At 57.0% G+C, this 21,522-nt stretch carries 27 protein-coding genes and 1 pseudogene; 4 read left to right on the forward strand and 24 right to left on the reverse strand.

The window, feature by feature from the left end; genetic code table 11:
- Nucleotides 1-82: 82 nt before the first annotated feature.
- Nucleotides 83-472 carry a hypothetical protein gene (locus ACIQU2_RS09115; protein WP_403140081.1) on the forward strand — a complete coding sequence of 130 codons (390 nt, stop codon included), beginning with the start codon at nucleotides 83-85 and terminating at the stop codon, nucleotides 470-472.
- On the opposite strand, the gene ACIQU2_RS09120 is transcribed toward ACIQU2_RS09115, so the two are convergent.
- The 11 genes from ACIQU2_RS09120 to ACIQU2_RS09170 all read right to left on the reverse strand — a co-directional run bounded on the left by ACIQU2_RS09120 (nucleotide 458) and on the right by ACIQU2_RS09170 (nucleotide 8,208).
- Nucleotides 458-1,447 carry a hypothetical protein gene (locus tag ACIQU2_RS09120; protein WP_403140083.1) on the reverse strand — a complete coding sequence of 330 codons (990 nt, stop codon included), beginning with the start codon at nucleotides 1,445-1,447 and terminating at the stop codon, nucleotides 458-460. The two genes, ACIQU2_RS09115 and ACIQU2_RS09120, sit on opposite strands and share 15 nt — an antisense overlap.
- 5 nt (nucleotides 1,448-1,452) lie before the next feature.
- The gene (locus ACIQU2_RS09125) at nucleotides 1,453-2,397 is read right to left on the reverse strand and encodes a DGQHR domain-containing protein (protein ID WP_403140085.1); all 945 of its coding nucleotides are present in this window, start codon (nucleotides 2,395-2,397) and stop codon (nucleotides 1,453-1,455) included.
- 195 nt (nucleotides 2,398-2,592) lie between these two features.
- Nucleotides 2,593-2,961: a helix-turn-helix transcriptional regulator gene (locus ACIQU2_RS09130; protein ID WP_403140087.1), complete on the reverse strand. Its 369-nt coding sequence runs from the start codon at nucleotides 2,959-2,961 to the stop codon at nucleotides 2,593-2,595.
- 168 nt (nucleotides 2,962-3,129) lie between these two features.
- A complete protein-coding gene (locus tag ACIQU2_RS09135; RefSeq protein WP_403140088.1) occupies nucleotides 3,130-3,267 on the reverse strand; it encodes a hypothetical protein in 138 nt (45 codons plus the stop codon).
- Between the two features lie 37 nt (nucleotides 3,268-3,304).
- Nucleotides 3,305-3,613 carry a hypothetical protein gene (locus tag ACIQU2_RS09140; protein ID WP_403140090.1) on the reverse strand — a complete coding sequence of 103 codons (309 nt, stop codon included), beginning with the start codon at nucleotides 3,611-3,613 and terminating at the stop codon, nucleotides 3,305-3,307.
- 40 nt (nucleotides 3,614-3,653) lie between these two features.
- Nucleotides 3,654-6,458 (reverse strand): toprim domain-containing protein, encoded by a 2,805-nt coding sequence (locus ACIQU2_RS09145; protein WP_403140092.1) that lies wholly within the window; start codon nucleotides 6,456-6,458, stop codon nucleotides 3,654-3,656.
- A gap of 2 nt (nucleotides 6,459-6,460) precedes the next feature.
- Nucleotides 6,461-6,694, reverse strand: coding sequence for a hypothetical protein (locus ACIQU2_RS09150; RefSeq protein ID WP_403140094.1), 234 nt, complete (start codon nucleotides 6,692-6,694; stop codon nucleotides 6,461-6,463).
- A 64-nt stretch (nucleotides 6,695-6,758) separates the two neighbouring features.
- On the reverse strand, nucleotides 6,759-7,133 hold the full coding sequence (locus tag ACIQU2_RS09155; protein WP_403140095.1) for a hypothetical protein: 375 nt from the start codon (nucleotides 7,131-7,133) through the stop codon (nucleotides 6,759-6,761).
- Nucleotides 7,133-7,414 (reverse strand): ogr/Delta-like zinc finger family protein, encoded by a 282-nt coding sequence (locus ACIQU2_RS09160; protein ID WP_033039973.1) that lies wholly within the window; start codon nucleotides 7,412-7,414, stop codon nucleotides 7,133-7,135. Before ACIQU2_RS09160 ends, ACIQU2_RS09155 begins: the two co-directional genes overlap by 1 nt.
- A gap of 66 nt (nucleotides 7,415-7,480) precedes the next feature.
- A complete protein-coding gene (locus ACIQU2_RS09165) occupies nucleotides 7,481-7,966 on the reverse strand; it encodes a YmfL family putative regulatory protein (protein ID WP_403140097.1) in 486 nt (161 codons plus the stop codon).
- Nucleotides 7,967-7,995: 29 nt separating this feature from the next.
- On the reverse strand, nucleotides 7,996-8,208 hold the full coding sequence (locus ACIQU2_RS09170) for a DNA-binding protein (protein WP_033039969.1): 213 nt from the start codon (nucleotides 8,206-8,208) through the stop codon (nucleotides 7,996-7,998).
- Between the two features lie 86 nt (nucleotides 8,209-8,294).
- On the opposite strand from ACIQU2_RS09170, the gene ACIQU2_RS09175 reads away from it, so the two are divergent.
- The 3 genes from ACIQU2_RS09175 to ACIQU2_RS09185 all read left to right on the forward strand — a co-directional run bounded on the left by ACIQU2_RS09175 (nucleotide 8,295) and on the right by ACIQU2_RS09185 (nucleotide 9,595).
- Nucleotides 8,295-8,642, forward strand: coding sequence for a helix-turn-helix domain-containing protein (locus ACIQU2_RS09175; protein WP_403140098.1), 348 nt, complete (start codon nucleotides 8,295-8,297; stop codon nucleotides 8,640-8,642).
- Between the two features lie 32 nt (nucleotides 8,643-8,674).
- Nucleotides 8,675-9,241 (forward strand): hypothetical protein, encoded by a 567-nt coding sequence (locus ACIQU2_RS09180; protein ID WP_403140099.1) that lies wholly within the window; start codon nucleotides 8,675-8,677, stop codon nucleotides 9,239-9,241.
- 138 nt (nucleotides 9,242-9,379) lie between these two features.
- The gene (locus tag ACIQU2_RS09185) at nucleotides 9,380-9,595 is read left to right on the forward strand and encodes a hypothetical protein (protein WP_403140101.1); all 216 of its coding nucleotides are present in this window, start codon (nucleotides 9,380-9,382) and stop codon (nucleotides 9,593-9,595) included.
- Here ACIQU2_RS09185 and ACIQU2_RS09190 read toward each other — a convergent pair.
- The 13 genes and pseudogenes from ACIQU2_RS09190 to ACIQU2_RS09250 all read right to left on the reverse strand — a co-directional run bounded on the left by ACIQU2_RS09190 (nucleotide 9,592) and on the right by ACIQU2_RS09250 (nucleotide 21,515).
- Entirely contained in the window at nucleotides 9,592-10,872 is a 1,281-nt protein-coding gene (locus tag ACIQU2_RS09190) for a phage late control D family protein (RefSeq protein WP_403140102.1), read from the reverse strand. The genes ACIQU2_RS09185 and ACIQU2_RS09190 overlap by 4 nt on opposite strands.
- Nucleotides 10,869-11,309 carry a phage tail protein gene (locus ACIQU2_RS09195; protein WP_403140104.1) on the reverse strand — a complete coding sequence of 147 codons (441 nt, stop codon included), beginning with the start codon at nucleotides 11,307-11,309 and terminating at the stop codon, nucleotides 10,869-10,871. Before ACIQU2_RS09195 ends, ACIQU2_RS09190 begins: the two co-directional genes overlap by 4 nt.
- A gap of 5 nt (nucleotides 11,310-11,314) precedes the next feature.
- The gene (locus tag ACIQU2_RS09200) at nucleotides 11,315-14,137 is read right to left on the reverse strand and encodes a phage tail tape measure protein (RefSeq protein ID WP_403140106.1); all 2,823 of its coding nucleotides are present in this window, start codon (nucleotides 14,135-14,137) and stop codon (nucleotides 11,315-11,317) included.
- Nucleotides 14,130-14,249, reverse strand: coding sequence for a GpE family phage tail protein (locus tag ACIQU2_RS09205; protein ID WP_076383311.1), 120 nt, complete (start codon nucleotides 14,247-14,249; stop codon nucleotides 14,130-14,132). Before ACIQU2_RS09205 ends, ACIQU2_RS09200 begins: the two co-directional genes overlap by 8 nt.
- Before the next feature lie 8 nt (nucleotides 14,250-14,257).
- Nucleotides 14,258-14,602, reverse strand: a complete 345-nt coding sequence (locus ACIQU2_RS09210; protein WP_403140107.1) for a phage tail assembly protein — start codon at nucleotides 14,600-14,602, stop codon at nucleotides 14,258-14,260.
- A 54-nt stretch (nucleotides 14,603-14,656) separates the two neighbouring features.
- Nucleotides 14,657-15,172, reverse strand: coding sequence for a phage major tail tube protein (locus ACIQU2_RS09215; RefSeq protein WP_403140108.1), 516 nt, complete (start codon nucleotides 15,170-15,172; stop codon nucleotides 14,657-14,659).
- A 49-nt stretch (nucleotides 15,173-15,221) separates the two neighbouring features.
- On the reverse strand, nucleotides 15,222-16,394 hold the full coding sequence (locus ACIQU2_RS09220) for a phage tail sheath protein (protein ID WP_403140109.1): 1,173 nt from the start codon (nucleotides 16,392-16,394) through the stop codon (nucleotides 15,222-15,224).
- Between the two features lie 126 nt (nucleotides 16,395-16,520).
- Nucleotides 16,521-17,135: a phage tail protein gene (locus ACIQU2_RS09225; RefSeq protein ID WP_403140110.1), complete on the reverse strand. Its 615-nt coding sequence runs from the start codon at nucleotides 17,133-17,135 to the stop codon at nucleotides 16,521-16,523.
- Between the two features lie 12 nt (nucleotides 17,136-17,147).
- Entirely contained in the window at nucleotides 17,148-19,103 is a 1,956-nt protein-coding gene (locus tag ACIQU2_RS09230) for a phage tail protein (RefSeq protein WP_403140111.1), read from the reverse strand.
- Nucleotides 19,096-19,710 (reverse strand): phage tail protein I, encoded by a 615-nt coding sequence (locus tag ACIQU2_RS09235; RefSeq protein WP_403140113.1) that lies wholly within the window; start codon nucleotides 19,708-19,710, stop codon nucleotides 19,096-19,098. The genes ACIQU2_RS09230 and ACIQU2_RS09235 overlap by 8 nt, the downstream gene beginning before the upstream one ends.
- Nucleotides 19,707-20,623: pseudogene (locus tag ACIQU2_RS09240) on the reverse strand (baseplate J/gp47 family protein). The gene ACIQU2_RS09235 and the pseudogene ACIQU2_RS09240 overlap by 4 nt, the downstream one beginning before the upstream one ends.
- On the reverse strand, nucleotides 20,620-20,973 hold the full coding sequence (locus tag ACIQU2_RS09245) for a GPW/gp25 family protein (protein WP_403140115.1): 354 nt from the start codon (nucleotides 20,971-20,973) through the stop codon (nucleotides 20,620-20,622). The pseudogene ACIQU2_RS09240 and the gene ACIQU2_RS09245 overlap by 4 nt, the downstream one beginning before the upstream one ends.
- Nucleotides 20,970-21,515 carry a phage baseplate assembly protein V gene (locus ACIQU2_RS09250; RefSeq protein WP_403140116.1) on the reverse strand — a complete coding sequence of 182 codons (546 nt, stop codon included), beginning with the start codon at nucleotides 21,513-21,515 and terminating at the stop codon, nucleotides 20,970-20,972. Before ACIQU2_RS09250 ends, ACIQU2_RS09245 begins: the two co-directional genes overlap by 4 nt.
- Nucleotides 21,516-21,522: the final 7 nt, after the last annotated feature.

Consider the following 21,522-nt stretch of genomic DNA (forward strand, 5'->3'; position numbering starts at 1 on the left):
ACTATGAAGCATTGCTGCCGTGGAACTGCTCGCCGGAAATGCCACGGTAAACGGGAAGCGCATCTGACGGAAGGTGTGCTTCATGGATCGCATACAGTCTAGCGCGTATCCGTTCGTTGGGAAGGCTGAAGGAAAATCGCTTCATACGCAGTCGCTCTCGCGTGCGGTAACTAAGCTCCATAGCCGCCATTCAAAAAAATTCAATGGCCCATTTACGCTGCGCGACATTCGTCGTACTTGCAAAACGCTGATGGGCGTTGCAGGTCTTGACCGAGAGTTAAAGGATCGAATTCAAGGGCATGCATTCAACGACGTGGGTTCAAAGCATTACGACCGCTATACGTACTTTAAAGAAAAAAAGTCTGGTTTACGTCGCTGGGCTTTATGGCTTCAAAAAAACGTAATTGACGGACAGTCGAAATGTTCGACTGCCCGATCTCATCAGGGAAGAGGTAAATCAGAACGACACTGAGCGCTGCCGGAGGAACTGAAATGCCCCTCGATCAACGAAGCATGTTCGTGAATCTGGGGCTCGGGCGGATATATCTTTAAGGATGGCTATCAATAGTTGGCTCATGACGCTACAGACATCCGCCAACCCATTTACCTCTCCACCGGTCGGCTCGATATCAAATCCATTTGGATCTGTTGGTTTCCATCTGCGAAGTCTAGTGGATGCTTGTTCGTAATATACCGGCCTTTTATTATAAGGATACCAAACACCGAAATCTTGACGGTAATTTATAGCGTTCCGAACCGTCGATGTCCAGCCTCCATCATTGTGGCCCTGCTTGCATAGAGTACGTCTTAATTTCTCCGAAATCTCTATAGCCTTCATTGCCGAGGGTATCGGGCCGAGTGCGCCTAAGATGGAGCTTTCAATGCTTAGCAGAAGCTGCAGGAAAATTCTCCACATGTCCTGATGCGAACCACCACCTGAAGAAAGCTGCTGTAGAGTTACAGTGTCTTTGTCTACGTCGCCTCTTTTTAATAAGTAAAGCCCACCAGGAATTTGTGGGGCTACCCCTAAATATTGGCCGGCCACTTTATTCATAACCGCAGCGGTGGGGCTGGAGATATAGGTCAACGAACAACCGGTGATTCGAAGCAGAGCGTGAGCTATGTAGAATGCCGCATAGTAATGGCGGATACATTGCCAGCCTAAGGATTTAGACGAGATCGCCGCAGGCTCTGCATCTAGCAAAGATTCATAGGCAGCACAGCTGAATCGGGATATCTCGCTGGCCAATGCCGCTGTAAAATCGGTATGACGATTTGAATGGCCGAGCGTAATAAGCTTTGGAGTGCAGGCCACCCAGCTGTAATTACCTTTGAGCAGCCAGTCTTCCACACCTTTGTAAGCCGGTTTGGATATTACGTTTATACTCGACGCCCATTTTGAGCGTACCCCGTCGGCAAATGCACTGGCTATCAACTCTTTTTGCATGTTTGTCAGCCAATAATAAAGCCAGATTTGAGAGCTTTCGAAAGATCCATAGCCAATTCTTTATGGGATCTTGGCGGTTTGATGAGAGTGCCCGGCTTAACTCTCGAGAACATATTTGTCATTACGTCATGGAACGCTTCTTCTTTGAAGTGCGGTCCATGACGATCCACTACTCGCTGAGCAATTTCTGGAAATATCTCGAAAATGGCTCTGAATACCGTTGCGTTCACAATAGACTGACGAGCGCCAAGTGTTGTGAGTCCGCTATAAAACACTCGGATGTAGCTTCTGAGTGCAGGATATATAACGGAGCTTGAGTTTGTGGCGAACGCGGTTAGTATCGGTTTGACTGCGGCGTAGAATGTGACTCGGCTAAGTTTTCCGGTGGCTTTTGCGGATGAACTTAGCAGTCCAATCAGTGGGCTATCCTGGTCACTATTAAAAGTGTCGAATAGCTCTCCGAGAACAATTTCTTTGTCGTCCTCAAAGTCTGCTAGTTTTTTTATATCCAATAGCAATTCATTTGGGACTGGTCTTTGTTTAGTGTTGATGTCAATGAATAGTCGGGATTCTTCCTGCTTCGAAAGTCCGTTGTAAATTACCACTGGAACTCGAAGTTTAGTGTTGGCTTTGGCAAAACCAAAAACACGATGTTGGCCGTCTATAATTAAAAATGAGTGTTTTGCGAAAGTGAATTCTAGCGTCTTTCCTTTGCCGACATCTTCGAGCGCTGCATCTGGTTGGGCAGAGAGAATTATAGAACTTGGAATTGTTCCAAACCCCATGTCCATATAATCTGCGATGTCCTGCGCTCGTTTGCTGTCTAATACCCGCTGAAAACCTTCTATAGGGTCTTCTTCACGGTTAGTTGCGAAGCAACAGCTTGCCAGTACGTCGGAAGGCATCGTGAGAGTGTAAAATCTGTGCTTGCCTTGAGTTACAAAACTCATTGAATACCGGACTCGCTCCCCTATATTCGGGAGTTCGTCAGGAGTATTAATAATTGGAGTTCGCGTCCGTTTTTTTATTTCTGTCATGATGCTGCCTTGCCCCCAGTGTTAATCTGCCGGAATGATGACATTTTTGAAATGCATTCAGGTAGTCATATTTCCAGATCGGTCCCCTGAATTTTCTGATGCAAGCAGCTAAACAACATCGTTGGGTTTCCAGTCTTTTGGGTTTTTCTGCCATTCAATTATCGCTGACTCCCTCCATCCAACTCGTCCAGGTGAGATGGACACCGGTTTTGGAAAGTCTCCTCTTTTCATTGACCGCCATAGAGTCGCATGAGAGAGCGATGTAACCTCGATGACGTCCCTCTCTTTCAAAAAACGATCCAGCTTACTCACGTGTTTCTCTCCGCCACGTCCGATTTTTTTGGCTACTTTGTTCCCGAGAAGCGGGTTGGTTCGCCATAAATGCTGCCCATTCTGGGGACCTCCGCTGTTGTCTTTTTTTGCTATAGGCAGCGTGGGTTCGTGTAGAACTCGCCTTGTCACATATGTCGCAGACATGGGGTAGGTCGAGCTTTTGGCTCGCCATAGCTGGTCGTTGCCGAGTTTCCTTCGTGATAGCCTCAGCCGCGCTGCTGTTGAGGGTTTGACCTTGCATGGTTCTCTCCTTTCAGGGGTGGCGGGGTGCCATGGGGTTGCAGCCCCATGGCACCAACTTTTTGCGGATGCTTAACTAAGGATCCAAATCATCAGATCCGGCACCTGGACCGTGACAATGGCGATCATCAGCACCGTCACGATTGCGCCGATCAATTGCCCCAGCAGGCCCCCGCGTTCAGTCTGTTCAAGTTGCTCTGTGTTGCGCATGGTTCTCTCCTTTCAAAAGTGCCGGTTGCAGCCGGCGTTACAGGTTGCTGTCTGGCAGTCGCACCAGGTGCAGCACCAGGTGTTCAAATTCGTCCGTGTCTTCGGTGCATGACTGCCAGTCCAAAACCGCCTGGATCTGTAGCCTTGAACAATTCAGCACCAGGATCTCGCGCTGACCGTCCGTAGCCCGTACCTCCAAAATGTCGACCAGACCGTTGGCGCCGTAGGCCTCGGCCTGCACCGTTTTGCGGAGATCGTTTCCGAGTTCACTGAGTAGCTGGGAGACGCGGTCCTGCAGGCTTTTCGCATTACTACGATCAGTGCCGGCAACGACTTGAATCTGCATGGTTCTCTCCTTTCAGGGCTGTTCTACGTGGGTTGCAGCCCTACGCCTGGAACATCCAGCACTTAACGGTGGGTGACTTGGTGATCGTGTTGTTATTCCGCGTGGCCTGATAAGCACGCACCGCGCTGTCGACTGCTTTGTTCGATTCCAGGAATTTGCGGCAGCGGGATTCCTTCAGGCGATCGCGCAGCTCGCTGACGTCGGCCAGCTTCTGCCGGTGTTCTGCGGCTCGCTCGACGAACTCGTTGAGGTTGATGGCGATGACGTTGTCTTTTTTGCTGTGGTTGACCACTGGGCCGTCTGCATCAAGGCCCTGCAGGTAGTCGTAGACTTCCCAAAATTCAGCAACCACAGGGTGATCTGCGCTGATCGAGCTTTGGCGCTCGATGGCCATCGAAACGATGCAACGCTGGGTGGCGCTGATCTGGGCATCGCTCAGCGGTACCAGCGAACGAATGCAGTCGACCAGGCCGAGCAACTGAGCGTGGTTTTTAACGATGCGCTCGACGCGGATATAGCCTCTCAGCTGATTGCCGCAGTGTTGGCATGCGGCCTTTTCGTTCGTGGCCGGGTACTCGGTGTCGCAGCTGATGCAGTGAGTGTGCAGTCGACGCAGGCGAGCCTCATGAGCCGGAATTTTGTCGGCAAGCGTTGCCATGACGTCGCCTTCATGCTTCACCGCCTGCAGCAGGAAGTGGCTGAGCTTATTGCCGTCCAGAGCTGTCAGCCGATCAGCCGCGGCTCGGCTTTCGGGTGTTACGTTCGGCCGCACGAAATGGAGCTTCACAATCCGCGTCATGATGGCTTCGGAAGCAATCACAGGCGCATTTTGGCTGATGGCGATCGTGCCTCGGAACGGTGGCTCGTAGGTTTCGTTGCCGGCGGTTTTAACGCCCTTTGTCGCCAAGGTGCCGCCACCGAAGTAGTCCTTCAGCTCGTCCCATTCGAAATTCTTTGCGTGGGACTTATCGTCGCCGCTCCGATCGGACTCCAGCAGCACCACCGGCATCCCGGACACTTGCCCCATCAAGCGGCTGCGGCCAGCCTTGGTGGATTTTGAAGGGTCAAACCCTTCATAGCCGGCACGGCCCAGCAGTTTCCACAGCAGGTTGAGCAGTGTGGTTTTACCGGCACCGGCCTCACCGGTGGCTTCGAGGAAGGGAAACGACTGGTAGCGAGCACGGATCTGCTCGGCGAACAGCGAGCCGAACCAGAAGGTCAGCGCGACAACGCCCTGGGCACCGAAACACGTCCACAGCAATTTCGCCCATTCGTCGCTGTATTCCTTCGGGTCGCGCTGGATCCTCACCGGTACCGCGCGTTGTAGGGTTTTCAGACGCAGTTTCCCGAACTCGAAGAACTCCTCGTCATTAACGTCGACCACCTGGCCATCTTTGATAGCCACGTCGCCATACACGTAGCAGCCGTATTCCTTGCTGTACCCGACGAAGTCGATCGTCTGAACGGTTTTGATCGCGAACAGCTGGTCCTTCATGATCTTGTCGAGCTGCTGGCCGCTGCCGGTGAACACTGCGCCGGCGGCCATGCCGAGCAGGCGCTTCTTGAATTCGCTCGCAGCTGCGACCTGGCCACCGGTGAAGGTGTTTTTTACCGAACCGCCGTCGTGCGGAAATTCGACGCGGAAGAAGTACCAGGATTCGTCCGTGATCTCGTTGCGCTGGAAGTACAGCGCCTGGGGATAGCAGTTGGCGATCTCGACCACACAGCCCGACATGCGCAGCGCTTTCTCCCGCATCGCTTTGTTGTTCAGCTGCTGCTCTTCGTGGTTTTCGCTCGTTTCCAGTGCCTGCATGGCGCTGTTGAATTTGCTAATGTCCAGCTTCCACCAATACAGGCGGGACTCAAACCCGAAGTGGAATTCCTCGCGCTCGCGCCAGTCGTAAATCAGCAGCGCTTTTTCTGACGCGCTCTCGGCGATAAGCAGGGCTCCGTGGTGGCGGGCCTCGTTGAGGTCCGCTTCGGTGCGCCGCCGGCGATCGGCTTCATCACTGACGAAGGCCCAGCGCTGATGCAGGTCGTTCCAGTCCACCTTCCTAGCATCGCGTTGTGGAATTTGAGCCGCAGTGCATTCAAAACCCAAAGCCCTGGCCATAGCGACCCATTTACGCGTGTAACGATGTGCGCCAGGCTCGTTATCTAGTGCCCACACCAGTCTCGGCAGATTGCCTGCTCGATCAACGGCCAGTGCTTTCAGCGAGGCCTCGGGAAAAGCATTCGACGACATTGCCGCGACCGCATCTATCGCGTTGTGCTCGAGGGCGATCGCATCAAAAATGCCTTCAACGATCCACAGTTCTTCGGTCTGTGACAGGTCGATATTCGGCGAACACCACCAATAGCCCTTGTACGACTCTCCGGGTTTGAATCGGGCTTTCTTCTTTCCGAAGCGCTGAGGCTGGTCAATGAGGCGCTCCCAGTAACCGCCGCGCTCCAGGGGAAAACGGACCGTTGCCGACCCGATATTCAGGACGCGATCAAAATAGTTTTCCTGGGTGAACAGTCCGGCGACCAGCTCAATCTTGAAGCCCCGAGCGAACTCCATATAAGCGCGGGCGCTTGCTGTCGGTTGATCGTCCGTGGCCGGGGCACGTTTGCTCCAGTCGTCGAACAGATCCGCGTACAGCTCTTTGACATGCCACTGCTGACCGCATTTGCTCTCACGGCCGCACTTGATGAACCACGGGTTTTCGAAGCTCGAATACAATTCCTTCTTCGAGCAGGCAGGGCAGGTACCACCGCGCATGAAGTCGGTGCCTGTGCGATGCCGTAGGCCATAGTCGTTTTCGAGTCGGGTCAGTACATCGCCCCGCATTTGCTGTTCCATCTTCACGCCTGCTTTCTGATGGCGACCTGAAGGGCGCCGAGAGTTGTTTTTTGAGCCGCCAAGGCGGGGTAGGCAGACAGAATTGCGCCGGTCCGCAAGCCATCAGGGATGCGCCGAAACTCATCCGAGTACCAATGCTCCTGAATGCCCATCCGAAGGCGATCACGCAGCTCCTGGTGCAGGGCTTCAGCGAGGTTCTTGCTAAGGTCCATCCGGATGGAAAGTGCTGTATTCATGGCTTTTTCCCTGATTTCGGGCGCAACTTGCCCAAACCCACTCGCGAAAGGTGGTGCTATTCGGTTAGTTGAAAGGGGCTGTCGGTTGAGGCTCGGTAGCGTCGACCAGGTGTTTGAATATCAACACGACGGGAATGGCGAAGGACTTGCCGCTGGCTGGGTCTGTGAGCATCGCCACGGACGCACTGCTGTTCTTTAGGTCGAGGTGGCGCTGGCCATCACCGGAATGCAATTCGGCGTATGCCAAGCCCGTCAAAGTTTCGGCAAGGTAGACAGGTACTTCCAATGTCGCTTGCAGGTACGTGACGGTGCGGTTGAAGAGCTGCTGGTCATTTTCCAGGTGTTCAGCCTGGTGGCGTTGCATGTAGCAAAGCGCGGCGCTCTGCATGGCGGCGCGGTACTCGCGTTCGGGGTTTTGCGCATTGGTCATCATGTTCATCAGGCCGTCTCCAGCTCAAGTAGGTCCATTTGTTGTTCGCCTTCCTTCTTCATCGCGTGCCTGCGAATCGCCACGGGGGCGACCGGCAGGCGAACGGACGGATTGGGCATACCGGAGGGGCTCATTTCATGAGTCATTTCGAACTCAGCTCGGACTGACCAGCCGCAGGCCTCGTTGGTGCATTGCAGGTAGGCAATACGCAGAAAAATATGCGTGCCTTCACTTGTGCGGATCCGCATTCGCCCTTGGCAATGCGGGCATACCAGTTTGTAAGTGCTCACTTTGTTTCCCCCATCGCGAATTGCGACATTTCGGCTAAAGCCGAGAACTGGCGGCGCTTCTTGCGCCTACTTCATATCCTGGCTGCCCGGGTTTTCCCGGTGCAGAACGATCACCGCAGTGACCTCTTCATGTCTTGCTGCTACGTGTGCTCGATGTGCCGCGAGAATGTCCTGCACCTCGTCGTCCTGGATGACGCCGTCTTGAAGTGCTTTGGCAATGATGGCGTCGACGAGCCCGCGCTTTACGGTGGTGTTGATCGAACGGGCGTATAGGTCGAGGTTGTCGAGCTGCCCTGCCTCAGCTACGGGGACAAAAACACCGCCGTACAGATTGCAGACGAAGTCGGGGAGGTGAGTGGTGCCGGTTTGCGACTCCAGAAGGCAGATCTGCTCATCGGTCAGTGGCCGGCTACCAGCGTTTTCATACGCGTGGTTGTCGAACTTTTTGACCGACATCCCTAGACGCGGTGCTGCGCAATCACGCCCCCCCGGGTATGCGCAAATGACTGCGCTCACAACTTGGCGACGGGTTTCTAGAACAGTGCGTTTCATCTTCTGGTTTCTCAAAAAGGTGAGTGCAATTAATTTGAGATCACGCCGTCTTTGATACCCAGAAGCACAGCCGCTCGGTGAGCTTCGCCTCGCAAACATTTTTTTTGACCATTCAGCACTGCATAAACAGTGCTGGGGTTGAGGTCGTGTCGTTTGGCGAAATCAGCAGCAGACAGTCCCTGCGCGACCAACTTACTTCGAGCCAGCTGTAAGGCTTGCTCCGTGATAGCTGTGTTCGGCATAGTGCTCATTCGTGTGATTTAGTGTGGAATTCTGGCGATCTTGGTCCAAATATTTGGGACTGTCAAGCAATGAGGGTGCGATTTTGATGACCATTGGAGCTCGGCTTCGCGAAGAACGAGCGCGGCTGGGCGTTAGCCAAACGGAATTGGCAAATGTTTGCGGTGTTAAAAAGAACACTCAGCTGAACTATGAGAAAGACGAGCGAAGCCCTGATGCCCCGTACCTGCTGCTAGCTCACAAAGCAGGGGTGGATATTCACTACGTTTTGTTCGGTGAGCCTTTACCCGTATTCGCGGATCAGCTGTCACCTGTTGAATCCGAAGTCCTGTCCTATTTTCGTAACCTGTCGGATTACGACAAAGAATCCATCCGCCGTATGGCTTATGCGATGGCTACCGTCGCAAAAGACTCAACACCAGCACCACGTACTTAATAGCCATATCTAATGAGAAGGAACTTGCGTTCATGTTTGGGATTGCCAAAAGAACTGTGTTGGCTGCTGTACTTGCATCATCTGTAGCGCTCTCGGCTCATGCTTTGGAGCCTCAACACTTCGATAATTTGCCTGCGATGGTCGAAGATTTCGGAGATTTTTCCGATGAAAATGGCACGTTCAAAGTGCTGAAAGCTCAGCCCCTGCATGTGCAGTTTTCTCCGCAAGTCGTACCTGGTGACCTACCTGAAAATGTTCGATACGAGGTGCAGCGAGCCGCCCTGTACGGCGTGTATCGGACCTTCGTGCATACCTCCGCCGAGTCGGTTCAAGTCACTGCCCTCCCCATTGAACTGGACATCAAGAATGGTGTTTCCAAAAAACTCAAGGGTCCATCGGTTGACGTGACTGTTACTCGGGCTCAAGCGTTGGCAGCTGTACAGAAGCTGATTCAGGTGAACAACCTTGCAGAATTGGTGAAGCCGGAACAGATGGGAGATATGCAGCTGGATAACTGGACCAAGAACTTCGAGGCCCTGTATTACAAGCAGCAAGGGATCGATAGGCTGCTCGCTGAATTGAAAGCGAAGCAAGGTTAAGCGGGATCGTCGTCCGAGGCTCAGCGTCAAAAAGCCCAGCTTCTGCTGGGCTTTTTTGTATCTGAGCGAATGCCCCCATTGGCTAAATGGTTCGATATGGGTACTGTATGTGCATACAGTGATGGAGCTTGGAAGACAATGGAACCGATTAGCGTCACCCCCGTAACCGCAGCCGATGGGCTCGCTATGTTCGAGCCTATTACGAAATGGGAGCGGGAGTTGATTGTCGGCTACAGACGTTTATCCAGCGATGATCAGGAGCGCTTGCTCCAGGTGCTGCATGCTTTGGTTTCTGTAACCGATGAAGGTAAGCCAAGTGCACGGTTGATGTCCTGTCAGCGTCACGCCTGCTAAGAAGGGGAGGCGACTGCCTTGCTGGAGGTCAGTCGTTTAAGCTCTCGCTCCGCAGCTCGTTTTGCCGAGGCTTTGCTCTCATACAGATGTGACAGTCGTTTTGGCTTGCTCTGATCACCCTCGGTAAGTTTTTGTTGCTTACCGCTCTTCTTGTCGCGGTACCACGCGACGATTCCCGTGTAGTCCTTGGCATCGTCGGCCAGCTCCGCTACCTCGTCGCCATCTGGCAACTTTGATTCAAGCTCAAGACTCGTGGTGAATGAGTCCGCCGTGAAACTGTGTTTGACGTTGCCCCCCAGCCAGATAATGTCCGCGATTTCCTGCTTGATTCCTGTGAGGGAGTAGGTGAGTTCCGGCGTTAGATCCGGACGACCACGCGCCAGCGTATAGCTGAGTGTTGCCGTTCCCCGCTGCAGCTTGTTCCACTCTGCCCGGGCAGCGACCAGTGCGGTTTTCTGGTCGGTATAGGAATGCCGCAGGTCCTTGATATTGTCGCCGCCGCCGGATATCGCCTCTTTTTTTTCAGCGCTGTTGACGTCGTAGTAGAACGCCCGTACGCCCGTGTAACTATCCCGATCCGCTTGAAGGAATCGGTGCTGGTCGCCGTCCCGGCGGGTCAGGGTGATGTGCGGCAGGTTCAGTCCGCTGGCGCTGGTTGCATTGCCGATCGGCATGAACAGCAACTTGCCGGCTTTTACTGTGGCAATCGCATCATGCTCTTGTCCCAGGCGGGAGAGCAGGTTCGCGTCTGATTCATTGGCCTGATCAAGATGCACCAGTTTGATCGCACTGAATGCGGCGCTTACCAGCGGGCCAAGGCCGTAGGCCCCCGCAATGGCTTGCACTACTGACTCAATTGTTTCGTTATGCCAGCTTCGTTCCCGTTTGACCTTCAGTCCCGCACCCATGTCCACGCTGCGCGCTCGGATGTTTAACTGGTCCGGCGCGCCGCTGTGTTCGGTCTCATCGACCGTGTACGAGCCTTTATCGACCAGCCCTGTATCGCTCCAGCCAAGCCATAGGCGCAAGGTCGCACCCTTCGGTGGAATGACCAGTCGCCCGTCATGATCCGAAAGCGAGATATCGAGCTGGTCTGCCGCGAGTCCGCGGTTGTCGGTCAACTCGATGCTTATCAGGCGCTTCTCGATAGCCGCTGTAATGTCGCGTCCGTCGACCTCCAGCCGGCAGATCGGACGCGGGTAGGCTTTCGCTTCCCGCATGGAGGCCTGCGCATCATTCAGATAGCCATCGATCTGGCTCAGTGCCTGGTCGATCACAGGATTTTCCTCAGAATGTTGCCGGCGGTGTTGACGCCTGCGCCGAGCAGGTCGACGCGGCCGTCATCGATGCGTTTAAGCGCGATGGTGAACTCAATCCGACGCGCTGCGCCGTCCGAGAAGAACAGGGTCTTGGTCTCGTTGATGCTCTCAATCACCCAGATGCCCAAGATCCTGCCGGTGCCTTCAATCAACGGCCAGGCCTTGCCGGTATCGGCCATGGCGCGAAGTGTGTCGAGGCTGAGCGGGGTTCCGGCGAGTGCCGGCAGAAGAATTCCAGGCATGCTGATTGAGTCCTCCCCACGGCCCAGGAACTGGCGTGATGGATTGGTGCCGATACGGGAGGTCGAGCCGTGACGCCATTCTGTCTGCCGCTGCAGTTCCTGATACACCAGGGTTTCGAGGCTGAAAATGAACATGCCCAGTGACATCATCATGTCCGTTACTCCTGGTCAAAAAGGGCGCTGCGTCCCTTGGCTTGTTTTGCATGCTGCCGCTTGTCCAGTTCTGCAGACACGGCCCGCGCGATCGCAGCGGCATCCATCCCTGGGGCGGCGTGAATGTTGATGACGATTTGATCGGGCGCCATCTGCATCGCTGCTGGAGCTGCAGCAGCACCGATTGGCGGGCGGTTGTCGACCGCGATCGCGCCTTGAGCCCCGCCCATACCCACGGCGATCGCGCCCACTTGGGCCAGCCGTTTGCCCATGCCCATGATCGATTCGAGAATGCCGCCACTTTCCGCTTTCGCCCCAGGTACAGATGCGGCTGGCTTCAGTGCTGCTGCAGCGGCCCCGGGTACGGCGGCGGCTGGGTTCAGAGCTGCTGCAGCGACCCCGGGCACGGCTGCAGCTGGGTTTAGCGCTGCTCCTGCGTTGGTGATGGCACCAATGGTCACGGTCCCTGCTTGAGTCATAAGGTCGCCCACCGCCTTGACCGCTTCCAGAGGCCCGCTCTGACCTTCAGCAACGCCCTGCGCCAATCCGGCCATGGTGAAGCCACCGAGCTCGGCAAAAACCCGGGAAGGGCTGTGAATACCCAGCTTCTCCTTGAACCAGTCGACGGTGTTGCTACCGGCGTCAGAGATCGCCGTCTTCACGGCACCCATCGCGTTCGTGATGCCGTTGACGAGCCCGGCGATGATCATTCCTCCGAACTCGGTGAATCGGCTGGGCATCTCGACGCCCATGTAGTTCATCACCGCCGAGAAGGCCTGGTAGATCAGCCCGATTGGGCTGAAATTGGCGAGCGTCTGCAGGATGCCGCTGATCCCGCCGCTGAAGCCCAGTTTGATCTCAGCCCAGGCACTGACGAAGTAAGCCTTCACCTTGTCCCAGTTTGCATAGATCAGATACGCAGCGGCGGCGATGGCCGTAATGGCCGCGCCAATTGGATTGGCCATGAAAAGGCGGCCAACCCACATGAATGCCTGACCGACAAAGGGCAGTACTTTCGAGCCAAGGTTGAACAGCAGCCCGATCACAGAGGGCAGGCGGATCCCGATCAATGACAACCCGTATCGCACGGCGAGGAACGGGCCAAGGGTCGTGGCCAGTGCGAGGGCAACCGTGCTGAAACCGATCGACAGTGCCGCAATGCCGGCGCCTACTTTGAGGATACCCAGCACCAACCCCGGGTTAGCGGTCGCCCATGCATTGACGCGCTCCAGGACACCGTTAAATCCAGTGACCAGTTGGATCAGTGCTGGTCGGAGGGTGGCGCCCAATGCGCTGCTCAGGTTGAACATGCGGTTCTGAGACATTTCCCATCGGGCCGACAACTGGTCTGCGCGGATGTCGCCCTCGCGTTGCATCGAGCCATCGCGTTTAGGCGCGTTGTCCGCTCCATTCACCAGCTCCAGCTGCCGCCGATATTCCCCCATGTTGGCAGCAAGCTTTGCCGCGTCGTCGCCGTATTCTTTCCCGAACAGCTGCGTCATAACGCCGAGCTGCTCGTTTTTCGGCAATTTGTTAACCGCATCCAGCACTGTTTTGATCGTGCCGGTTGCGTCTTTCGCCATCCCGTCCTGGACCGCTTTTGCTTCAAGGCCGATCGACTTGAGGCCTGTGACGAATCGCTTAGGTTGTTGGGTGGCGATCGCTAACTCTCGGATCATCGCGTTAGTTGCGGATCCCGCGACTTCCGCCGATGCGCCAAGCGTGAGGAACGTTGAACCCAAAGCGGCTGCGTCCTTGAACGACATGCCGACCGACGCGGTGATGCCTGCCGTGCGCTGCATGACGTCGATGATGTCCCCACCCTTCGACATCGCATTGTCATCAAGGTAGTTGATCGCGTCGCCGAGCTGGCCGACGTTCTTGATGGGCAATTTGTATAGATTGGCGATGCGCGCCAGGCTCTCACCGACCTGGTCCGCAGGAAGCTCGAAAGCCGTCGCGGCAGTCGCGGCGACGCGCGCAAACTCCAGAAGGTCGTCTTTGCCCTGGATGCCCATTCGCGCACCGCCTTCTACCAGGGCGGCGATATCGGTAGTCGCCATGGGAATGGTTTCGGACATCTTCTTGATGGCCGCGCCCATGTCGTAATAAGTCTGGGTGAGCTGTCCGTTGCCATCCCGTGCGCCTTCGACCTGTTTGGCGACACCCGCCATGGCATCTTCGAAGCGAGAGTAATCTTTGACCATCCCAATGATTGGTAGGCCGGTTGCAGCTCCCACGGCACCCGCGCTTGCGCCGGCTACAGCGGCATTGCCGGCGAGCTCTTTGCCCTTGGAATAATTCCTCTGCGCCTTCGACACCCGCTCCTGCTGTTTGGCGAGCGCTGAGAGGCGGTCTCTCTGATTCTGGATGGCTTTATTTGCCGCCTCGATCTCGGTTTTTAGGCGGCGCTCGGTGGTGCCGAGGTTGCGAGTATCCGCACCGGTCGATTTCATGAGGGGGATCAGGCGCTGCAGCTCCGATCGCTGAGCCGTGTGTTTGTTGGTCAGCTTTTCCACCGAGGCGGAGGCGTTGACGAACGCCTTTTGAAAAGCCGCAGTAGGGGCGTCCATCTTCTGCAGCTGTTCACGCAGGCCGCGCAGCTTGTCCTGCGCCTTGGCCAGTTCTTCGGAGGATTGGCGGACGGCTTCCTTCTGGCGGGTATAGCTGGAAATGTTGGACTGCTGGGCGTTGAGCTCCTTGAGCTGGTCCCGCGCCGCTTTTAAGGCGCGAGACGTAGCATTGCTCCCAGCGCTGATCTGTTTGAGGGGCGCGGTGACCTTGTCGATCGCCGACAGCAGAAATTCCAGCCGCAGCTTGTCAGTCATCCTTCGCCCCACTTCGCTTACGAGCGCGTTCGCGCCAGTCCATCAGTTCGGTCAGGGGGAGCGGATCCATCTCCGCTGGCCCCCAGTGAAAAATCACGGCGATATCCGCCATCGCGTCATCTACGCAACGAGGGATGCATCCACCTTCGCCGACTTCGGCAGCAAAAAACCGGCAACCTCGGTGGCCATCTGCACTAGGTCGGCCGGATCCATCAGGCCAATGTCGTGATCGGTGAGGGTCGGCGTGGTGATGCGCGGAAGGACCTTGCGCAGTGCGAGGACATCCATCTGCAGCAGATCGGTGAGCGAGACGCCACGCAGCTCGCCGGAAACAGGCTTACGCAGTGTCACTTCGGTGATCTCAGTCGAGCCTCTGATGATGGGTGTATCCAGGGTGATGACTGGACGGTTTGGGTTTTTCTCGGCTGGGGTGTCTGCAGCGTCGGTTTTGATGGGAGCGGTCATGTCGATATCCTATGGATGAGAGGGCGCCGGACGAGCCGGCGGGGAAAGCTGTGCTTACAGGCCGATCGCCTTACGGTGTTCTGCCAGCATGTCTTTGCCGTTGACGTTGAAAATGAAGTTGAGCAAGTCGATCTCGATCTCGACGTTGCCGTCGATGGTCAACTTGTAATAACTGCAGGTGGTGGTGAACTTGTGCTCTGTGTCTTCACCACTCTCCGAGTCGCCCATGTCGATTTCTTCGTGCCGGCCGCGCACGACAACCTCCACGGCTGAAACCTCACCGGTATCGTCGCGCTGAATAGAGCCAGCCCACCGCAGCATGATGCCGCTTGCTGACACCGCACCGTACTGACGCAGCGCCGTCAGATCCCAGCCGCCGAGGGTCCATTCCAACTGGATGCCGTCGTCACCGTGACCCAGGTCGACCTTCACCGCGCCATCCATACCACCGCCCCTGAAGGCTTCGAGCTTGCGGGCGAGTTTGGGCAGGGTGACGCTCTTGCACTCACCGACGTAGCTGACACCGTCGTTGTACAAGTTCATGTTCTTGAGCTTCTTGGGCAGAGCCATGTGGGCGCTCTCCTAAAGGCGCGGCCAACGCCGCGCGGATGAATGAATATCAGGCGTTGACGCGGCTGGCGAAGTCGACCAGGTAGCGATCGGTGATGCGCTGGCGAAGCCCCAGGTTCTCCAGTGGTGGTACTGGCGTGTAGTCGTAATCCAGGTACAGCTTGCCGGCCTTGAGGGTGTCCTTGTCGTTGGCGGCTTCGTCGTACCAGCACTCGCCACCGATCAGGTAGCCAAGGCGTACCAGTTCTCGGAACTTGGCGTTGATACCCTCGACGATGTCGCGCACCAGGCTTGGGTGCATAGGCTTGTCGATCGCCCAGAATTGGCCCTCGGCCATGGTGTCGGCCAATACCTGGGCGGTACGGGTGTAGTTTTCGAAGGCGAACAATGGATCGTCGCTGCAAGTGCGAGAACCCCAGAAGCGGAAGCCTTCGCGACGAATCAGCGTGGTGACATCCGCTGCGTTAAGCAGGCCGGCATCGGTAGCCGGGTTCTGCAGATCCCAGTAAATGTCCCGGCTCAGTCCGGACACGCCATTCACTGCCACGTTGGAAAGGGTTTTGTGCCAGCCGACCTGCTCATCGAGCTTGGCGCGCAGGCCCAAAGCGCGTGCGATAGCCGACGCCGGCGCATCGGCATTCAGCGTGGTGTCCCAGTTTACGAAGTCGGGCCAGATGGTCATCAGCTCGCGGGCACCGAAGTTTTCTCGGTAGGCGATGGCGTCGGAGACAGTCTCACAGTCCCAGGCACTGGCGTAAGCGAAACCACGCAGCTTCTGTGCGGTAAGGACCAGTTCAGTGGCCACCGCCAGCGAGTCGAGACCAGGTACTCCGAGGATGCGTGGCCGCACACCCAACTGCGCCTCCGCAGCCAGTAGAGCCTTGAGTCCGGTGTACTGACCGCTGGGAGAAACGCCGCCGATCACATTGGTGGTGGTCGCGGCAGCGTCCGCACCTTCGGCGACACGAACCACCACGGTGACCGGGCTTGCTTGGTCAGCGATGGCATCCAAACTTTTTGCGAGCGTGCCCAGGACGCCTGCCTTACCGCTGGCGGTAAGCACATCGGTGAGCAGAACAGGACGATTGAGAGGGAACGCGATCGGATCGGCATCTTCAGCGGTGCAAACCATGCCGACGACGGCGGTTGCGACGGTGCGGATCGGGCGGGTGCCTTCGTTGATTTCGACAACTCGGACGCCGTGGTGATAATCAGTTGGCATGGGGAGAACCTGCGCGTGGGTGGCAATGAAACGCAGGGTGACGCGCGCGCGTTGGTTGGACGAGCGCGGGGGGTTGTACGGAGAGGAGCTACAGGGCGCAGGAGCAAAAACGCCCTGGAGAGGGCGTTAATGGAACAGTTCAGTCAGCCATGGTGGGGCAGTAGGCCGGTGTTCAATCAACGGAAACTCGCCCGCTTCCGGCCAGTTGCGAAGGGCGCGGCGGTACGCCTGAAGCTCGATGTACTGCGCGGGTGTCAATGTAGTTTCCAGGCCCTCTTCCAGCTCGTCGCGATGGCGCGAAACAATACCGTCAGTAGCCGCAAGCTGCCCGTCACGCCATGCACGCTCAACCTCCGCGAAAAACTCCGGGGATGGCAAAGGAGGATCAATCAGTACCGGATAACCATCATCACCCCAGGCAATAACCTTGCCTTCCGACTGCCCCGCCAGCAGCTCGGCATGGTTGGCAGAAGTGATTTCTACCGCATCCTGAGGAATCAAGCAGACCGGGTTAGCCACCTCAAGCGTGTCCGGGATTGCACTCATATCGGGAACATCGCGGAGTGTTATCGGCTCGTCCCCGGTGTTCGTCATCAGCTCGTCGCCAACCCAAACAGACTCGCCCGGCTCTACGACGATATCCGTCTTTGGTCGGACCCACGCCGAGTCTTGGATAGTGGTCAGGCGGACCCCGTGAATCTCGGTATCGTAAAAACCGCGAGTGGATTTTGAAGTAAACATAAGCGCCCCTAATTAACATCCAATAATAAGTGCTTGCACATTTGCAGTCGAAACAGCCCCGGCCAAAGTTGCTCTAACTCTAGTTGCTGTAAGCGGGGTGCCAGCAGCGTCAGCAACGTCATCCCATGTTGCGGCGTAGGTGCCCGTGCTTCCGGCCACTGAGACTAGAACTTTCAACTTTGCAGTAGGGAATGCAATAGGGTGGGTTATTGTTGCGAGCCCATTAGCCGCAGTAGCGATTGTTGCCAACTGAATAATCAGGCCACTCGGTTGCCTCAGGTAGCCGTTGCTGGCGAGTAATGCATAAAACAGTGCAGAAGAGGGTAACGCGCCATCTCCAGAGAGGATCTGCCAAACAGTACCTACTTTGGTGATTTGAAATACTTGTGGCAGCACAACCACATAGGGGGTGGGAAGCGCGCCTACTTGGCTCAATAATTGGTCAGCACCTTGAACCAGTAGGCGGCCGCCTTGCCCCGTGCGCACAGTGATGGTGGCCCCGTTAGGCACACTTGCGAGAGCTGGCAGTGTTATGTCAACCGCAGATGCCTTGATAATTTTGCCGACATCCGCAGGAGTCAACACCGTGTTGGCGGCTAGCTCTAGATAGTCCGAATAACTCCCTTTTGACCGCTGCACAAACTCCGTCGTAGCGATTTTCTGGGTGTTATCGAACAGCGGTGGCGTTGTCCAGTTTGCACCGGCAAATATCGCCGCATATTTGAGCGAAATAGAACCGCCGCGTAAACGCCACTCACTACTCACCTTGATGAAATAGGCGTTATCCCCGAGAGCCAGTACGACCGGCACCACGCCGCCGCTTTGCGCGGTCAGCGTATCGCCACCAGAGGCCAAGATGGTTACCGCCCCACTACCCGCATTGACCACTTCTACAGTTGCCCCATCCGGCACGCCGACCGTTGGCGGCAATGTCACGTTGATAGGCGTTGCAGACGACGCGCTAACTTCGCCACCAATACTTGTGCTCGTTAGAACCGTGGTGGCGCTTATGGAGTTGAAAATTGAGTATTCAACCCCCGCCCGCTTGAGGAACGCGGAGTTTACTAACTTGAGCGACTTGTCGAACTGGGGTTGGGTGGGCGCCGTTGGAGTACCCAGCAAGGCTGGGGAGTTGATCGGCGCATAGCCCTGAGTGACATCCTGAAAAGTCAGAGCCGTCGCGCCGAGGACAATCACCCCATCGGTGACGAGTTGCCAGCGGGTGTCGGCCAGCGTAGTGCCTTGCTCAACAGACACCACCAGCGCCGAGGTCACCTCGGCATTGGTGTCGGCATCCAGCGCGCGCGTCCAGGCAGGCGCAGCGGCGATCCAAATGCCATTGTCCTTGGCCACCGCCTGGTTTTTCACCAGCACCCGCGCGCCCGCCGGCACCGAAACACCGTCGATCACGTGAAGACCCGCCAGCGCGATGTTGGCCGTGGTCGCGACCAACACCGATTGCTTGCTGTCGAGCTTGTTCAGCTCTTCCAGAATTTTGCTATCGACGTATTCGCGGGTCGCCAGCACCACCGACGGGTCAATCTTGAGCGTGATGTTGCCGGTGCTCGACACAATGAAATTCATCCGCACCACTTGCGTGCGCCCGGACCCTTGCGACAGCACCGGCTTGAAGCTCGGCGCACAGTTGGCCACCGCTACCAGATCGCCGTCTGCGTCATACAGTCCGATTTCGCGAATCCACTTACCGCCCTCATCCGCCGGAATCACCTGCTCGGCGATGATCACCGCCGAGTTGAGCGGGTCGACCTTGAGCTGATTCAGCGGGCGGCGGCGCCACTCACTGATGAGGCTGGTTTGTGCCGCACTGGGGATCGGGTCGGTGCCATTGGCATCACCCACACCCATTTCCGTGAGCTTCCAGGGAATGCCGAGCGCGTCGGCGTTCGCCTGCTTGGCCATCCCCACATTTGTGAGGATCGCAAAAAACTGCGAATTCGCATCAATCATAATAAACGTCCAAGGTGTCTATGGAGTGTTCGCGGCCAACCACGCCGATGGTTCCGGTGACCTCGATGTCACGCATCACCGGCGGGTAAACGTCGATTTCATCGCCTTCGTATAAGGCGACGCTGATATCTAAACTTCCGTTTGATTCGAGGCTGATCGCCAAGCCGGTCAGATGGCGGGTGACGGGCTTGGCGTCGTCGATCAAGCGCTCCAGCTCCTGATACATTTCCTCGGTGATACCGGTGTCCAGCACGCCAACTTTCAGCGCGAAGGTGCCAGGTACTCCTTCGGGCACCGTGTTGAACCACTCCACAATTTCGATCAGGTAACCCAGAGGCTCGACCACACGCCTCAGTGCTCCGATCGTTCCTTTGCGGGAGTGGATGAAGTACGACCCTTTAATCACCTGGCGCTTGGTGGCCTCTGACCAGCTGCTATCCCAACGGTCGACCGAGAATGCCCAGGCGAGGTAGGGCAGCAGTTGCACCGGGCATCGATCAGGGTTCAGCAAATCCCTAATCGGAACCGGCACGCGGTCAATTTGCGCGAGCGCCTCGGCCGCTAGCCGCTCAAGCTGTTTGGCATTCGGCGGCAACAGGCTCGTCATGACAGCGCACCAACGGCCACGCTGTATCCGGTGCAATACGCTGCCTCGGCTTCGCTCGGCGTGATATCGGTCCAGTTGCTCAGCACCACCTTGCGCACGCCCTCTACATGCAGCGCGGCATGAATGGCCGACTCAGAGATCTCTACGCCGAGGCGCCGACGCTGAGTGATGAATGTGACGAGGCGGGCTTGCGCCGCTTCGCGGATGGGCTCCGCTTCCGGCCCCGTTGTGGCGAGATAGATAACCGCGTCGACGTGGTAGGGCAGGACGGTCGCCGATTGCACTGTTAGCCGATCGGCAACCGGACGACGGTCATCGTCGCTGAGGTATCGACTGACGACATCCAGCAACGCCTGGTCGACGCTTCCGTCCCCGACCAAACCCTGAACAGTGACGACGACCACACCGCCGGCGACGGGCTTTCAGCCGTTGCATCGGCAACGCGGCCGTCTGCGCTGCGCGCGTGCAGGATGTAGCTATTACGGGGCCCAGCGGTGGAGAGGCCTTCCCATGCCATCTGCGCTCGCTCGCGCAGCGAGTCGTCCGACTCCATTACCGCGACGATGGGCGGGACGGCTGCGCTGTTGCCTGGAGTCACGACCAGGCGCTCGACGTTGACGTTGCCGGCGAGCTGCTCCAGGTCCTTTCCCTTGGCCTTGGCGAGCATGTTGGCCAGCGACGCCTCATTCACGCGCTGACGCAGCAACATTTCGCGATAGGCATTCTCCTGTAGGAGCTTGGTCATTGGCTCCGACTCGACGGCCAAGGTCGCGGCGACGGCAGCTTGTTGGTCGGCGGGCCAGAGGCTGACCGCATAGGCCTTGCGTTCGGCGAGGATCTGCTCGTAGTCGATCTGCTCGACGACATCCGGATCCGGAAGCTGAGCCAGGTCGATAGGTGTGAAGGTTTTCATGCTGTTGCTCCCAAGCTGAGAGGAACGCGCAGGCTCAACGGCTCGTTGGTGTCCACCAGACTGCCTTCGATGTCGAGAATTGCCTGGCCGGCAACATCACCCAATGTCAGCTGGACGCGACTCAGGCGAATCCGCGGCTCCCAACGCATCAGCGCGATGGCTGTGGCCGCATAAGCCTGCAGCCGGGTTGCGCTGTTGAGTGGCCAATCAATCAGGTCGGCGAGCTGGCTGCCGTATTCGCGGCGCATTACGCGGGTTCCGATGGGGGTGGTCAGAATGTCGGCGATCGATTGCACCAGGTGATCGTCACCGACGATGCTGCGGCCGGAATTGCTGTTCATGCCGATCATGGGATTGGTCCTTGGGACGTCCCGTTACCTGACTGAACGCCGGAGGTGCGGTGGTTGACCAAGCTGATTTTCTGCTCGCCGGCGACGACATCCTGGGTGACTGTCACCAGACCATCGATCACAACGTCACCGGTGACGTGAACACCACCTGGTGCGATGAGATTGGCCTTGCCGCCATCTGGCAATGTGGCGCTCAGCGTGTGGGTTGCGGTGTCGTAGTCGACGACAGCGCCATCGCGGTACCGACGTCGGCGGCGCGTCGGCACGTTGTCCGGCGCGGGGAAGCGATCGCTGTACAGGCCGAAAATGACAAAGCCATGGGCTGGGTTGCCGGAAGGCGAGAGCACCAGGCACTGCTCGTCGACACTCGGTGGATCCCAGTCGCTGTCCTCGCCGGCACGCAGGGCGAAGAACGGCAGCCAATCCGTCAGCAGGCCGCCGGTTTTCACACGGCAACGCGGCTTCTCCGGATCGAGCTCGGCAATCGTGCCGGCTCGGATCAGGTTTTCAAGGCGTCGGGTCAGTTCAGTAAGAGAGTCCATGCCGCCG

Source organism: Pseudomonas sp. NPDC098740 (assembly GCF_044760065.1).
GTDB classification, from domain to species: domain Bacteria; phylum Pseudomonadota; class Gammaproteobacteria; order Pseudomonadales; family Pseudomonadaceae; genus Aquipseudomonas; species Aquipseudomonas rossensis.